Here is a 13,513-nt window from a genome sequence, read left to right on the forward strand (position 1 = left end):
ACGGATGATGTCCTCGCGCTCCGAGCACGTATCGCCCCGTCTGGGGCCACGTTCCCTCCGCCTCCATCAGGCCCGCGCCTGGCGCGGCCGGGCCTCTTGAGGGAATCGGTGAAACTGACGCCCCTGCCGTGGCTCCGTCACCTCCGCGAGCGGGCCACCCGGCTCTGGGCGCCCCTGCAGCACACACCCGTGGGGCTGTTCGCGACGGACACCCTCCTGGCCGCGAAGACGGTGGCCCAGGGCTTTCGCGGGGAGAATCTCCGGCTTCGGGCCGCCGCGCTGACCTACGTCAGCATGTTCTCCCTGGTGCCCCTCCTGACGGTGGCGCTCGTGCTGCTGACCGCCTTCCATCAGGACGAGTTCAAGGAGAAGCTGCGCTTCGTCGTCAGCGAGGTGCTCAACCCTGGGGTGCGCGGCAAGTCCTCCCAGTTCCTCGACCGGTTCCTGAACCCCACGCACACCGTCGCCATTGGCAGCGTGGGCTTCCTGGCGGTGCTCCTGTCCGCCGGTTCGCTGCTGCGGCAGCTCGACGGCGCCGTCAACGAGCTGTGGGGCATCCGGCGGCAGCGGCCGTGGCGCATCCGGTTGCTCATCTACTCGGGCCTCCTGCTCGTGGGCCCCTTCTTCCTCGCGCTGTCCTTCTCCGGGACGGGCAAGGTCCGCGTCTTCCTGCAGAGCCACGCGCCCTACGCCAGCGCCTTCATCCTGCTGGGCACCACGCTCGTCACCGTGGCCAGCCTCACCCTGCTCTACTACTGGACGCCCTACGCGCATGTCCGCGTCCGGTCCGCGCTCGCCGGAGGACTGGTGGCCGGCCTGGGGTGGACGTTCGCCAAGCAGGTGTACGCCGCATTCGCGGAGCGCAGCTTCCAGTACAACCCCCTCTACGGCTCGCTCGGCGCGCTCCCGTTGTTCCTGGCATGGGTCTACGTGAGCTGGCTGTTGGTGCTCTTTGGCGCCCGGCTCTCCTATGCCGTGGAACACACCGCCTTCCGGCACTCCCTCTTCGCTTTTGGAAGCCATCCGCGCGCGCACGAACTGGTCGCCGCCCGTGTCGCCCAGGAGGCCACCCTGGCCTGGGTGGACGGACTGCCGCCTCCCTCGCCGCGCGAGCTGGCGACGCGGCTGCGCGTCCCCGAGTCGCTGGTCCACGAGGTCGTCGACCGCATGGTGGCCGCCGAGCTGCTGGAGCGCCTCCGCAAAGGGGCCTGCGTCCCGCGAAGGACCCGGCTGCCCTCACGCTGGCGGACACCACGCTCGCCGTGCACGGTGTGATGCTCACCGGCGGCGCGGAGGGATGGAACGGGCCACGGGCGCCCGGATTCGAACAGATGGAGCCCATCTTCCAGGCAGCTGACTGCGCCGGTGTCGACCTGCTACGTCGCACCCGATGGCTGGACCTGGTGGTGCCGCTCCGCCCAGGGCTGGCCGAGCCTGCTCCCGCCCCACCACCCAGGGTGGCCGCAGGGGGAAATCCGTAGCGTTTCTGGGTGGTTGGAAGCTCACCCTGCTTGCACGAAGGATGTGTTCTGTTATGTTTTCAGGATTCGACCACGGGCCAGAGCGCCCTGTTTCCAAGGGGTCACCGGGTTTGCGGGAGCGTCCGATGCTCAAGTCCGATCTGATCAACATCCTCGTGGCCAAGAGGGGCGTGACGCAGAAGCAGGCTGAGGCCACCATCGAGACGATTTTCGAGTCGATGAAGGATGCCCTCTGCCGCGGCGAGAACATCGAGATTCGCGGGCTCGGTGCCTTTCACGTGAAGAACTACCAGGGCTACCAGGGCCGCAACCCGAAGACGGGACAGGTCATCCCGGTGAAGCCCAAGCGCGGCCTGCTCTTCCGCACGGGCAAGGAGCTGCGCGACCGCGTGAACCGTCCGGCGCCCCAGCAGGCCCAGACGGAGCTGCCCCCGCTTCCCGAAAGCAAGGGGCCGGGCAACACGGGCACGGGGCTCTAAGCCCACCTCCGTCAGCGCCCCACCGCCACCGGCGACAGCCGGCCGATGGGGCGAATCTGGAGGGCCCCATCCAGCTCGCCATAGGTGAGCACCGCAACGTCCGGGAACGCGCCCTCGCACAGCCTGCGCAGAGGCCGCCGGACATCCGGAGCGGTGAGCAGCACGGCCCGTCCCTCGGTGGCCACCTGCCGCACGCCTTCGAGGATTTCCGCCACCCGCTCCGGGTCGGGCGCCAGCCCTCGCGGGCCCATGCCGCGCAGCACCTCTTCCACCTCCGGGTCCACGAGGTACGCGTACAGCGGCCCGGTGGGCGCGAACTTGTGGCTGAGGTACCGCCGCAGCGCCTGCCGACAGCGCTCCGCGAGTGCGACGGCATCCCCTTCCGTCGTCGGCGACACCAGCGCCTCCAGGATGGCTCGCAAGTCCCGGATGCTGACGCCCTCCTGGAGCAGCTTGCGAAGCACGTCCGTGAGCAGCGGCAGCGGCACCTTCTGCAGCGCCTCTTTCACGAGCACGGGCGCCTGCGCCTCCAGCCCCTCCAGCAATCCCTGGACGTCCTGCAGCCCCAGCAGGTCCGCGGCGCGGACACGCAGGATGGCGCGCACGTGGTCCGAGACCAGCTCTCCCGGACGCCGCAGCGGCACTTGCGCCGTCTCCAGCAGGACCCGAGCCGACTCCGGAATGCGGCTGATGACCTTCCCGCTCGAGGGCTCCGTCGCGGCCTCCGCGCTCACCTGGAGGAACGCCAGTTCATCCGGAGGCGCCAGCGCGTAGAGCGCCCCCGGCAGCACCTGCCCTCCACCCGCCGGGACTTCGTCCACCAGGACGCGGTACTCGCCCGGGCCCAGGTAGGCGGCCTGCGTGCGCACCCGGATGCCGGGCACCCGAACCCCCAGTTCGAAGAACAGCTCATCCCGCACGCCGTTCAACGTCTTGTGGACGAAGGCGGCGCCCTCCGCTTCGGCCAGCACCGTCAGGTCAGGCGCCAGGTCCAACGTGAGCGGGGAGACACCCACGGGTGACGCGGCACTCTCCGGAGGGGCTCCAGTCGCGCCAGGCGCCACGCCCTCCGCGGGCGCGCCTGCTTTCTCTTCGACCTTCGAAACACCCGCGCGGCTCAGCACATGGCCGAGCCCGCCCAGGCCTCCCGCCAGCAGGAGGAACGTCACGTGCGGCATTCCCGGCATGAGGGCCAACGCGACGCACAGGCCCGCCACCACCCAGAGCGTCCGCGCCTCTCCGAAGAACTGGGCCCCAATCTCCGCCCCCAGCGTGTCCTCTTCCTTCTCCGAGGCGACGCGCGTGACGACGAGGCCCGCGGCCACGGCAATGCACAGCGAGGGAACCTGGGACACCAGCCCGTCACCAATGGCGATGAGCGCGAATGTCGACGCCGCCTCGGCCAGGGGCATGCCTCCCTGCAGCACACCGATGACGGTTCCTCCGAGCAGGTTCACGGCGACGATGACCAGGCCCGCAATCACGTCCCCCTTCACGAACTTCATCGCGCCGTCCATGGCGCCAAACATCTGTGACTCGCGCTCCAGGTCACGCCGCCGGCGCCGGGCTTGCGCCTGGTCGATGGCGCCCGCGCGCAGATCCGCGTCGATGGACATCTGCTTGCCGGGCATCGCGTCCAGCGTGAACCGCGCGGACACCTCCGCCACCCGCTCCGCGCCCTTGGTGACGACCAGCAACTGCACCAGCGTGAGGATGGCGAACACCACCGCGCCCACAACGTAGTCGCCCCGGACGACGAACTCACCGAAGGCCTGGATGACGTCTCCCGCGTGCCCCTCCGCGAGCGCGAGCCGCGTGGAGGACACGTTGAGTGCCAACCGGAACAGCGTGGTGAACAGCAACAACGTGGGGAACGACGTCACCTTCAAGGCGTCCCGGGCACGCAGCGCGGCCACCAGCAGGGCCACCGACGCCGCCAGATTGACGGCGAGTCCCGCGTCCAGGAGCCATGCGGGTAAGGGGATGATGAGCGCGCCCAGGACCGCGGCCATGGCGATCGCCAACACCACGTCCGAGGAGTTTCGGGCCTTCAGCAACACCTTCATGAGGGGGTTCATGACGTCTGTCTCCGTGGATGGCCGTCCAACTCCCGCGCATCCATCGCCGTGCGCAGGACGACCGCCGCCGCCTGGTACAGCTCCTCTGGGATGGGCTCGCCCACGTCGTAGTGGATGAGGCTGCGTGCCAGCGGGATGTCCCGCACCACCGGAATGCCAAGTCGGCGGGCCTGCTCCCGCATGGCGAGCGCATCCCCTTCCCGGGCCTTGGCCACGAGATAGGGCGCCTCACATTCGTCGACGTCGTAGCGGAGCGCGACCGCGATGTGCGTGGGGTTGACGACCACGGCCGTCGCCTTCTGCACCCCGCGTGCCGCACCGCCCTGCGAAAGCTGGCGATGCAGGGCCTTCCGCTGTCCCTTGTGCCGGGGGTCGCCCTCACTCTCCTTGTACTCGCGCTTCATCTCCTCGCGAGTCATCATCAAATCCTTGATGTGGCGCCGCCAGGCCAGCGCGTAGTCCCCCACGCCCAGCACCACCAGCAAACAGGCCAGGCGGCTCGCGAGTCCGGACACGTGCGCGACCACCAGGCGCAAGCCCTCCGTCCCCCCCAGCCACGCGGTCTTCATCGCATCCGGAGCGGCCTCCTCCGCATCGCGCCAGACGAGCGCCCCCACCAGGCAGACAATCAGCAGCGTCTTCGCCAGTTCCACCCAGGGGCGCCAGCTGAAGAGCCGCTGCATGCCCGCCACCAGACTGATGCGCTCCAGCTTCGGCTCGACATGCAGGAGCTCGGCTTCCAGCCCCACCGTGGCCACGGACACGAGCAGCGCCGCGGCGAACGCGCCCCCCAGCACCGGGCCACAAAAACGCGCGGCAATCCAGAGCCCTTCCTGCCACGCCCCAAGGTCCTGCTGTCCCAGGAAGAGGTGCTCCGTCCATGCCTGGAGCCTCGCCATGCCCACTGGCGCGGCCTCCGTGAGCCCGAACAAGCCACCCGCCGTCACCGCGCTGGCGTTCAGCAAGCGGCTGCGGGGAATCTGTCCTTTGCGCCGCGCTTCACGAAGGCGCTTCGCGCTGGGCTTCTCTGTCTTCTCCCCACTCACCGCGCCACCTCCCCCAGCAACGCCAGCGCGCCTTCCACGGACAACACGCCCGCCAACAGCCGCTCACACAACACGCCCGTCCCCAGCCACAACAAGGCGCCCCCACCCAGAATCTTCAGCGGCGTCCCCACCTCCTGAAGATTCACCTGTGGTGCCGCTCGCGAGGCCAGGCCCAGGAAACAGTCCACGGTCAGCACCGCCGCGGCGATCGGCGCCCCCACCGCCAGCCCCGTGGCCATGGCCGCGCCCGCCAGCAGGACGACATGCAGCGTGGCCGCCTCGGTTGGAACGAAGGCGCCGAGCTTCACGACGCCGAACCCACGCAGCACGCTGGAGAGGACGAGCGGCCACATGCCACCGGAGACCACCAGCGCCACCAGCAGATGGTAGAGCCCCTCCCCTGCCGCGGACTCACGGCTCCCCGCCAGGGGCAGACTCGCCTCGGCGGAGGTTCCACGAAGCAGGTCGATGAAGCGGCCCCCCATGCGCGCGGCATCGAAGGGGAGTGCCGCGACCAACCCCACGGACGTCCCGAAGAGCAGCTCGCGAATCACCCATCCGCCCAGGGCCACCGCGGACGTGACAGGCGCATCCAGCACCACGCCCGCCTCCACCCGGAGGAAGAGCGACAGGGACAGCACCAATGCCAGGCGGACCATCGTCGGCGTGGCCTGTCCTCCCAGTAGCGGACACAGGAACGTCATGGGCAGCAGCCGCGCGGCACACAGCGCCACCACGATGATGTCCGGCCCCAGTGACTCGAGCCAGGCGCGGAGTGGCTCCAGATTCATGCCGCGACCTCGGAGATGAGCATCAGGAGCTGGTGGGTGAAGCGCGTGAGCTGCCCGGCAATCCAGGGCCCGGCGAGGACCAGTGCCAGGACGGCCGCGCACAGCTTGGGCACCACCGACAACGTGGACTCCTGAAGCTGGGTGGTGGCCTGGAAGAGGCTCGACAAGAACCCCACCACCAGGCTCGCGCCAATGGGCGGCAGCGACGCCATCACCATCAACAGCAGGGCCTCACGTCCCAGGGTGAGGAAGACGTCCTGGGTCATGGCGTCACCGGTAGCCGAGGATGAGGCCCCGCGCGAGCAGCGACCAGCCATCCACGGCGACGAAGAGGAGAATCTTGAAGGGCAGACTCACCTGGCTGGGTGACAGCGTCTGCATCCCCAGCGCGAGCAGCACGTTGGCAATCACCATGTCCAGTACGAGGAACGGGAGGAAGACGAGGAAGCCAATCTGGAAGGCTTCCTTCAGCTCGGTGATGACGAAGGCAGGAATGACGACGAAGAGGTCCGTCTCCCGCACCGCGTCCATCTCCTCCACCGGACGTAGCTCGCGCGCCAGGTCCACGAAGCGCGCGCGCTCCTCAGCGCTCCCGTGCTTGACCAGGAAGGCGCGCAGCGGCTCCGACACGCGGCTCGCGGCGGAGAGCATCTCCGCGCCGGAGCCCGACGCCACCTCCGCGTAGGCCACCTGCCCCGCGTCGTACATGAGCTCCATCACCGGGGCCATGATGTGCCCGGTGAGCACCGCCGCCAGGCCCGTGAGCACGATGGTAGGCGGCGCTTGCTGCGTGCCCATGGCCGAGCGGGCCAGCGACAACACGACGGCAATCTTCGAGAAGCTCGTCAGCATCAGCACCGCGAACGGCAGCAGCGACATCACCGCGAGCATGCCCATCATCGACAGAGGGCTGCCTGCGTACGACATCCGAGACAGCGAGTTCTCCGCCGCGGCGGCCGCGGCAGGAACCAGCAGGAGCGCTCCCAGCAAGCCGTGGCTCATGGCCCCTCCCGCCGGCCCCGAATCGTGCGGGACCTGGGCATGGGCCGCCGGGCCTGCGCCAGGACATGGCCGAACTCCGGCGTTGGCGCTGGCGTCTCGCGAATCTCCGCGAACGCGTCACCGAAGGCCACCAGGTAGCTGCGCCCATCCACCTCCACGAGCGCAACACCGCACCGTTGCGACAGTCCCGCTCGCGATACGATGTTCAGCCGTGGCGCCGTGGGTTCGCCCCTGACGACAGCGCCGCGCCGGTGCAACCACCATCCCAGCGCGGCCAGCGCCACGACGCCCAGCAGCCACCGCGCGGCCACCGTGGTGGACACTCCTGCCACCGGGCCCATCACCGCCAACCCCAGCACCAGTGCCCCCGCCAACAGCAAGCGCGAGCGCGGCGAATAAACGAAACGCTGTGCATTCATGACGGGACTCACGGCAGCAGCGCCAGGACGCGGGCTCCAACCTCGCCCTCGATTTCCACCAACTCGGCGCGGGCCACCGCGCGGTCTCCCACGCGCAGCACCACCGGCTCACTGGCGTTGATGTGCAGGGGAAGCAGCGCGCCCGGCTTGAGCGCCGCGAGCTCCGAGAGGGGAATCATCACCCGCGTCAGCTCGATTTCCACATCCACGGGCAGCGGAGGCATGCCCTCCTCCTGCTTGTTCACGGCCACCATGTCCGACTCCTGGGGAATCCCGCGCCCCTGCGCACGGGTCAGTGAAAAGCCCTCGGCGAGGAAGTCTCCCGAGAGCGCGAATCCGCGCGTCACCAGCCGCCCCGGCCCGAAGAGCTGGCCGGCCTGCTTGCGCACACCTTCGAAGACGACGACGTCCCCCACCACGAGCGCGTCCAGAGCGTTCGCGGGCAGCGGCGTCTGGCCTACGAGGCACCGGGCTTCGAGCGAGGCGGCCAGCACCTCTGGCGCGATACCCGGCGCACGCTGCACCGGAAGCGCCTGGAACACCGTCTGGACCACCTGTGACGGCAGCAGCAACCGCGCGCCCGCGCGCGACTCGCCCACGGTCACCATCAACTCAATGCCAACCAAGGGTTCGCGAGGGTCCAAGCGCGCCACCACGTCCGACCTGGACATCGTCACGCCCGCGAGCCGTGGCCCGAGCCACGGGTATGCCCCGCCCGCCGCCCTCACCGCGGAGAGCGCGACCAGCAGGACATAGGCCAACGTCGCCTCTTCCAACCGGGCCAACTCCGTCACCACGCCGGGCCGCTGCCCCGCGCCAGCGATGCGCTCCAGCCCCATGAAGGCGAGCGCGGGCTCCAGCTCCAGCACCGCCGTGCCTCCCACCGCCGACAGCTCCAGCAGCGCGAAAATCGCGGGCTCGCCCAGTCCAACCGAAGGCGAGACGACGGACTCCAGAAAGCGGGCCTCCGCATGCACGGGACAGCCGAGTTCCCGAGTCAGGGCCGCCATCACCGCGTCCAGCGCCTCCCTTCCGAGGCCCCCGGCCTGGGGCCGTTCCGCGAGCACGAGGTGGGCCCGGGTCAGCCGGCGCGCCCCCAAGCGGCGCAGGGGGCGGACCTTCCGGCTGGCGGCGTGTTCGATACGGGTATTCATCGGTGGCTCCGCTGCTGCATCGAGACGCACGCCTCCCGTGCAGGGCCCCCGCCAGGGGCCGGGCTCGTGGAGTCGCGGGGTTGGGAGGGCATGGCATCCGCGCGCGGGACGCCGGGTACGCGGGCCGGGACGGCGCCGCTTCCAGACTCAGCGCGTGGCTTCGCGAATCAAGCGGTCGGCCAGTGCCCCCAGCGCGGGAGGTACCTCTGCCGCCTGAGGTGCCAGACTCGCATCGGGAAACAAGGTCCGGTGGTACGGAGGCAGACGCCGAAAGATTTCCCGGCGAAGCATGGGAGGCGCGTCACTCATGAGGCGCCTCAGCCGAGCAGCGGCATCAGCTCGCTCCCCGAACTCCACCGCCACCTTCGCCTGTCGCTGCGCGGAGGGCAGCGCGGACAGACGCTGGAGGTGCTCCCGCGCGCGCACCGCAGATTCCTCGCCCAGTTCGCCCAGCAGGGTGCCCGCCCGCTCCCGCCCCAACACCCACGCGACGAGCGCGAGGCGTTCGAATGGAATCGGCAAGGGGCCCACCAGACGGGGCACCTCCTCGGTCGGTGCAGCGGCCCGGACGGACGCGGAGCTCCGGCCTGGCCGAGGCTTGCGCCCTACACGTGTCGCATCCATGCGTTCGCTCTCCATGGCCACCTCACGCCACCTTGCGCGCCGGTCCCGGTGACAACACGGGCCGCGCGGGTCCAGACGGCGCGGACGGAGTCGGTGTCCGGTCGCGGTAGTGCCGCATCCGGAGCGTCACCAGCACCAGCGCCACCGACAGCCCCGTCACCATCAGACCCAACACGGCCAAGAGGGCACGCAGTCGGGTCAGCGGAGACACGCCCACCTCCGTCGGAGCCTCCACTCGGGTGGAGACCTCGTCCACCAACAACGAGACGGCTTCCGGCGACAGGCCCTCCACCCCCCCCGCGAGGAGGACCTTCAACGTCTCGGAGGATTGCCGCACCCGTGCCGCATTGCCCGGCGCCACGCGAAGCATGGCCGATGCCTTCGATGGACCCGGGGCCTGTCCCACTCTCGGCGGCGCGGGAACCACCAGGTGGACGCGCGCGAGCAGCACCCCTTCTACGGATTGGAGCGTCTTCTCCAGGCTCCGCTCCATCACCCTCACTCGGCAGACGCTCTCCTCCACCGGCGTGCGCACCAGCCCGCCACCGCCGAAGACGTCACAGCCCACTTCCTCCTTCGGCCTCGGCAGCCCCAGCTCCGACAGGATGCGAACCGCGTCCGAGGCGTGCTCATCCGCCACCTCGATGGACCACGTGGGCTTCTTGCCCGCCTCGGAGACCTTGCGCGCGTCGAGCCCTCGCTCGACGAGCACGGATTGAAGCTCGTTGGCCTGCCGCTCATCCAGACCATGCTGGATGCGCTCGCGGCAGGCGGTGACGCTCACGAGTAGCACGAGGAAGAAAGCGCGACGGAAAAGCAAACGCATCGGGTGCTCCTCAAACCTGGGTCTGGAGGACCTGCTTGACGCCGCCGGTCGCCTTCTCGACGACCTTGCCGGCGAGGTCGAGCTCCTGGCTCGCCCGGTAGACATGGGCCTGCAACGCGAGCAACTCCGCGGGCGTGAAGCTGCGGCCGGACTGCGCCAGCTGAAGGATGTGGTCCAGCCGCTTTTGCGCCTGCCCCACCCGGTCCAGCACCTGCGCCGCCTGCTGCGCTCGCGCCGCCTGCACCGAGTCCACGCGAGTGCCCGGCTTCACGTCCGTGCAGCCCGGCGCGGCGGGCCCCACCCCTTCGGCCCGGGAGACCCCCGCGACGCCGCCGTGGGCGCGGGCTTCGGAGGCCCCTCCGTGGCCACCGGAACCCCAGTGCCCTTCGCAGGCCCCTGCACCTCGTCCAACACCTTGCTGAATCGCTCCCGGCTGGGCTCCACCGCGGGCGACGCGCCCGCTCCCCCCACCGGCCCCAACGTGTCCATGGCCATGGCTGGTGTCGCTCCTCAGCGGATGTTGTTGATGGCCGCCTTCGCGGAGTCGTGGCGGACCTTCATGATGTTGGAGACAGCGGTGTGCTCCCGGCTCTCCTTCTGCATCTCGTTCTGGAGCTGCAGGTAGGCCATGTTGAACTTCTGGCCCTCCGCGGCGAGCACCTTCTGCGCCTCCAGCAGGTCCCACGCCTCCTGGTTGCCCGCCGCGGCCCCCGCGCTCCCCGTATCCGCCGTCGCGGGCATCCCCGCCCCCGACGTCTTCGGTGCCACCGCCGACACCACCGTCTTCGCGCTGGAGACGGCCGCGCTGACGATGGGCCCTCCCGGAATCATGCCGCCCACCAGGCCCGCTCCCGAGCGCACCACCTCGTTCGCCGCGCGCGCCAGCACCGTGCCGAAGTCGTTCTGCGGCGTCTGACGCGGAACCGTATGGGTGATGGTCAGTGTGGGAATCCGACTGTCATTGGACACGGGCAGCCTCCTGCGGAGAGTTGCCCGGCCCTGTTTCAGCCGCCGTGCCAGGGATAACCCCCGGCAATCCCAGGCGATGAGGCACCACGGCGGGTCCGGAAGCGCTCCGCGGACCGGGAGGAGCGTCCGCGAGGCGGGACGGCGGCCCTGACTGGAAACTTGCGTCCGCTCCGGAGTGCCTCAGAGTTGTTGCACCCTGTCGTGTGAAGAAGAGGAGAAACCCGGTGCGGACGACCGATGGCGGCCCCCAGATTGCCGAGCGCTTTCACCCGCGCGTCGACGCCAACCTCCCCGTGAAGGTGCTCCTCAAGGGACGCTCGGTGATGGTTCGCGCTCGGGACGTGTCCATGGCGGGCCTGTTCCTGATGGCCCACCCGGCCGACACCGCACGGGAGCTCACCATCGCGGTGCCGCTGCCCGGCGACCGGGAAATCGTCACCACCTGCCAGATTCGCCGCCGCGAAGTGGACGGAGTGGCGCTGGAGTTCGGCGAGCTGGACTGGGACGACCTCATCTCCCTGGCGCGCTACCTCCACCCGCGCCTGCCCTGAAGCCCGCCTGACTCAGGGCAACTCCGGCTTCGGCCCCGCTTCGCGCAGCCGCTCCACCAGCGCCATCAGCTCGGCGCCCCGGAAAGGCTTGTGGATGTAGCCGTCCGCTCCCGCCTGGGTGGCGCTCTCCATGTCGGAGCGCTTCGCCTTCGCGGTGAGCATGTAGAGCGGCACTCCCGCGGTAACCGGGTCCCCCTTGAGGATGCGGCACACGGAGATACCGTCCAGTTGCGGCAACACCACATCCATCAGGATGAGGTGGAACGTCTGGCTCTTGGCCAGCTTCAGGCCCTCCAGCCCCGTGGCGGCGCACACCACCTCCACGGTGCCGTCGCTCAGCATGGAGCGCACCAGCTCCCGGATGACCGGCTCATCCTCGACGAGAAGGATGTGGAAGGGTGCCTGGGAATTGCCAGCCATGGGTCTCCGGACGCAACACGATGCCAATGCCACCCGCCGCGCGCGGTATAGCCCTCCGGGGCGTAGCCGCACCAGGGAGGATGCAACGGATTGTGCAATGGCACCCGTCTCCCCCATACGTAAGTCGGACACACACTGGATGCCTTGCTTTTTGATTAGAAGGGCTGACAGGCGGGCGTAGCCAGGGTGGGCACGGCCTCGTCCAACACGGCCAGAAACCGGGCGCTATGATGACCCTGGAATGGCCGCGAAACCAGAATGCCCCGAGTGCCGGGCGGCAGTGGGTGGAAACGACTTCCAGTGCACGCAGTGCGGGTTGCTGCTGGACCCGCAGCAGGCCAGCGGGGAGTACGTCATCACCGAGCCCACCATCGTCCGGGCGCTGCTGTCCCCGCCGCAGCGCACGCGCACCATGGAGCTGCCAAGGCCCCCGCCCCAGCGCCCCACGCCGCATGACCTGGCCACGGCACGCTTCACGGTGCCCATGGACGCGCACACCGTGCCGCACCTGCGCGCTGGGTTGGACATCGCGCTCCAGCCGCTCCACCCCTTCGAGGCGCACATTGCTTCGTTCATCGACGGGGACCATGCCGTGCCGGACCTGGCCCGGGCGGCACGGCTGCCCGAAATCGAGGTGAAGGTCGTCATCAAGGCCCTGCTGGAGCGCGGCGTCGTGGAGCTGCACCGCCTGCCCGGCGCGCCCGCCATGCGCACGATGACGGATGAGCTGCCCATCCTGGACGGGCAGGACTTCCTCGTGCCAGAGCCCATGGCACTCGGGGACGAGGAGCCGCCCGCGCGGCCAGTGCCCGCGATGAGAGCCCCCACCGCCCGCCGGCCCCCGCCCCCACGCGCGCGGCGCCCCCGAGCCCGCCCGTCCCACCGCGCACCGTCCGGCGGCTCGGAATCGAGCCAGGGTCGGCGGAGGATTTCCTCCAGCGCGCCGTGCGGTTGGAGCGCGAGGGCCGGTGGACCGGGCCATCGACGTGCTCACACGCGCCATTGCCCAGGCGCCCGAAGCCGCGGTGCTCTACAGCAAGCTGGCCCTCATCCTGGTTCACCAGCGCAAGGACTACCGGCGGGCCGTGGAGCTGCTGGAGCGCGCGGTGGCGCTGGAGCCGAACCATCCCGTCTTCCAGCAGAACCTGCTCAAGGTGACAGGCCTCGCGGCGGCCGCCCTGGCCCTCGCAAGGAAGAGAAGCGCGGCCTCTTCGCGCGCCTCACGGGCCGCCGGAGCTGACCGGCGTCGTGCCGGGGCCGAGGCTCATGTCCAGCCGCCCTCCAGCAACTGCTCCGCCTCTTCGAGGGAGAAGGCCAGGTAGGCCTCGTGCCCCACGTTCCGGCTGCTGCGCTGGAATCGCACCGCCGCCATCGCGGAGCGCCCCACCACGCGCACCACCCGGCGAAAGCCGCGGACCCGGGCCGCTTCGACGACGCGCTCAATCTGCCCCGAGCCCGACTCCGGGAGCTCCGTCACGCCCGTCAGGTCAGACAGGATGTCGAAGCCCGGCCGGAGCCGCTCGAGCTCGCGCAGCGACGCATCGCCAATCTGGAGCGCTTCCTCCTCCGTGACGACACCCCAGAGGCGGATGACCAACCGGTTCTTGCCAACGAGTGCCTCGACCGAAAACACAGGGCCACGACCTCCTGGCATTACCTGCTATCCCTCCGGA

General features: G+C 69.8%; 16 protein-coding genes and 2 pseudogenes. 4 read left to right on the plus strand and 14 right to left on the minus strand.

Going from position 1 to position 13,513, the window contains the following annotated elements; translation table 11 throughout:
• The first annotated feature begins 96 nt into the window (after positions 1-96).
• Together QEG98_RS30540 and QEG98_RS30545 are read left to right on the plus strand one after the other, a co-directional pair.
• Positions 97-1,481: pseudogene (locus QEG98_RS30540) on the plus strand (YhjD/YihY/BrkB family envelope integrity protein).
• A gap of 125 nt (positions 1,482-1,606) precedes the next feature.
• Positions 1,607-1,960, plus strand: a complete 354-nt coding sequence (locus QEG98_RS30545) for an HU family DNA-binding protein (protein ID WP_011555596.1) — start codon at positions 1,607-1,609, stop codon at positions 1,958-1,960.
• 11 nt (positions 1,961-1,971) lie between these two features.
• On the opposite strand, the gene QEG98_RS30550 is transcribed toward QEG98_RS30545, so the two are convergent.
• The 11 genes and pseudogenes from QEG98_RS30550 to QEG98_RS30600 form a co-directional block, all read right to left on the minus strand.
• Positions 1,972-4,038: a flagellar biosynthesis protein FlhA gene (locus tag QEG98_RS30550; RefSeq protein ID WP_316563816.1), complete on the minus strand. Its 2,067-nt coding sequence runs from the start codon at positions 4,036-4,038 to the stop codon at positions 1,972-1,974.
• The gene (locus QEG98_RS30555; protein WP_316563817.1) at positions 4,035-5,084 is read right to left on the minus strand and encodes an EscU/YscU/HrcU family type III secretion system export apparatus switch protein; all 1,050 of its coding nucleotides are present in this window, start codon (positions 5,082-5,084) and stop codon (positions 4,035-4,037) included. Before QEG98_RS30555 ends, QEG98_RS30550 begins: the two co-directional genes overlap by 4 nt.
• Positions 5,081-5,875: a flagellar biosynthetic protein FliR gene (locus tag QEG98_RS30560; RefSeq protein ID WP_316563818.1), complete on the minus strand. Its 795-nt coding sequence runs from the start codon at positions 5,873-5,875 to the stop codon at positions 5,081-5,083. Before QEG98_RS30560 ends, QEG98_RS30555 begins: the two co-directional genes overlap by 4 nt.
• Entirely contained in the window at positions 5,872-6,141 is a 270-nt protein-coding gene (locus QEG98_RS30565) for a flagellar biosynthetic protein FliQ (protein WP_011555600.1), read from the minus strand. Before QEG98_RS30565 ends, QEG98_RS30560 begins: the two co-directional genes overlap by 4 nt.
• Before the next feature lie 4 nt (positions 6,142-6,145).
• Positions 6,146-6,877 carry a type III secretion system export apparatus subunit SctR gene (gene sctR / locus QEG98_RS30570; protein WP_316563819.1) on the minus strand — a complete coding sequence of 244 codons (732 nt, stop codon included), beginning with the start codon at positions 6,875-6,877 and terminating at the stop codon, positions 6,146-6,148.
• Positions 6,874-7,296 (minus strand): flagellar biosynthetic protein FliO, encoded by a 423-nt coding sequence (locus QEG98_RS30575; protein WP_316563820.1) that lies wholly within the window; start codon positions 7,294-7,296, stop codon positions 6,874-6,876. Before QEG98_RS30575 ends, sctR begins: the two co-directional genes overlap by 4 nt.
• Before the next feature lie 8 nt (positions 7,297-7,304).
• The gene (sctQ, locus tag QEG98_RS30580; protein WP_316563821.1) at positions 7,305-8,450 is read right to left on the minus strand and encodes a type III secretion system cytoplasmic ring protein SctQ; all 1,146 of its coding nucleotides are present in this window, start codon (positions 8,448-8,450) and stop codon (positions 7,305-7,307) included.
• Positions 8,451-8,597: 147 nt separating this feature from the next.
• Positions 8,598-8,972, minus strand: a complete 375-nt coding sequence (locus QEG98_RS30585) for a hypothetical protein (RefSeq protein ID WP_316563822.1) — start codon at positions 8,970-8,972, stop codon at positions 8,598-8,600.
• A gap of 124 nt (positions 8,973-9,096) precedes the next feature.
• Positions 9,097-9,900, minus strand: a complete 804-nt coding sequence (locus QEG98_RS30590; protein ID WP_316563823.1) for a flagellar M-ring protein FliF — start codon at positions 9,898-9,900, stop codon at positions 9,097-9,099.
• A 10-nt stretch (positions 9,901-9,910) separates the two neighbouring features.
• A pseudogene (locus tag QEG98_RS30595) lies at positions 9,911-10,395 on the minus strand (ATP-dependent helicase HrpB).
• 15 nt (positions 10,396-10,410) lie between these two features.
• A complete protein-coding gene (locus QEG98_RS30600; protein ID WP_090490228.1) occupies positions 10,411-10,869 on the minus strand; it encodes a hypothetical protein in 459 nt (152 codons plus the stop codon).
• A 224-nt stretch (positions 10,870-11,093) separates the two neighbouring features.
• Between QEG98_RS30600 and QEG98_RS30605 the strand changes: the two genes are divergently transcribed.
• Positions 11,094-11,420 (plus strand): PilZ domain-containing protein, encoded by a 327-nt coding sequence (locus tag QEG98_RS30605; protein ID WP_316563824.1) that lies wholly within the window; start codon positions 11,094-11,096, stop codon positions 11,418-11,420.
• Positions 11,421-11,432: 12 nt separating this feature from the next.
• Here QEG98_RS30605 and QEG98_RS30610 read toward each other — a convergent pair whose 3' ends face one another.
• Positions 11,433-11,840 (minus strand): response regulator, encoded by a 408-nt coding sequence (locus tag QEG98_RS30610; RefSeq protein ID WP_141590801.1) that lies wholly within the window; start codon positions 11,838-11,840, stop codon positions 11,433-11,435.
• Positions 11,841-12,065: 225 nt separating this feature from the next.
• Complete coding sequence (locus QEG98_RS42325) at positions 12,066-12,575, minus strand: hypothetical protein (protein ID WP_410477865.1); 510 nt, start codon at positions 12,573-12,575, stop codon at positions 12,066-12,068.
• Positions 12,576-12,865: 290 nt separating this feature from the next.
• On the opposite strand from QEG98_RS42325, the gene QEG98_RS42330 reads away from it, so the two are divergent.
• The gene (locus QEG98_RS42330) at positions 12,866-13,162 is read left to right on the plus strand and encodes a hypothetical protein (protein ID WP_410478087.1); all 297 of its coding nucleotides are present in this window, start codon (positions 12,866-12,868) and stop codon (positions 13,160-13,162) included.
• Here QEG98_RS42330 and QEG98_RS30620 read toward each other — a convergent pair.
• Positions 13,105-13,473, minus strand: a complete 369-nt coding sequence (locus QEG98_RS30620) for a hypothetical protein (protein WP_225909466.1) — start codon at positions 13,471-13,473, stop codon at positions 13,105-13,107. The two genes, QEG98_RS42330 and QEG98_RS30620, sit on opposite strands and share 58 nt — an antisense overlap.
• Positions 13,474-13,513 lie beyond the last annotated feature (40 nt).

The organism is Myxococcus sp. MxC21-1 (genome assembly GCF_032612255.1).
In the GTDB taxonomy this organism is placed as follows: Bacteria; Myxococcota; Myxococcia; order Myxococcales; family Myxococcaceae; genus Myxococcus; species Myxococcus virescens.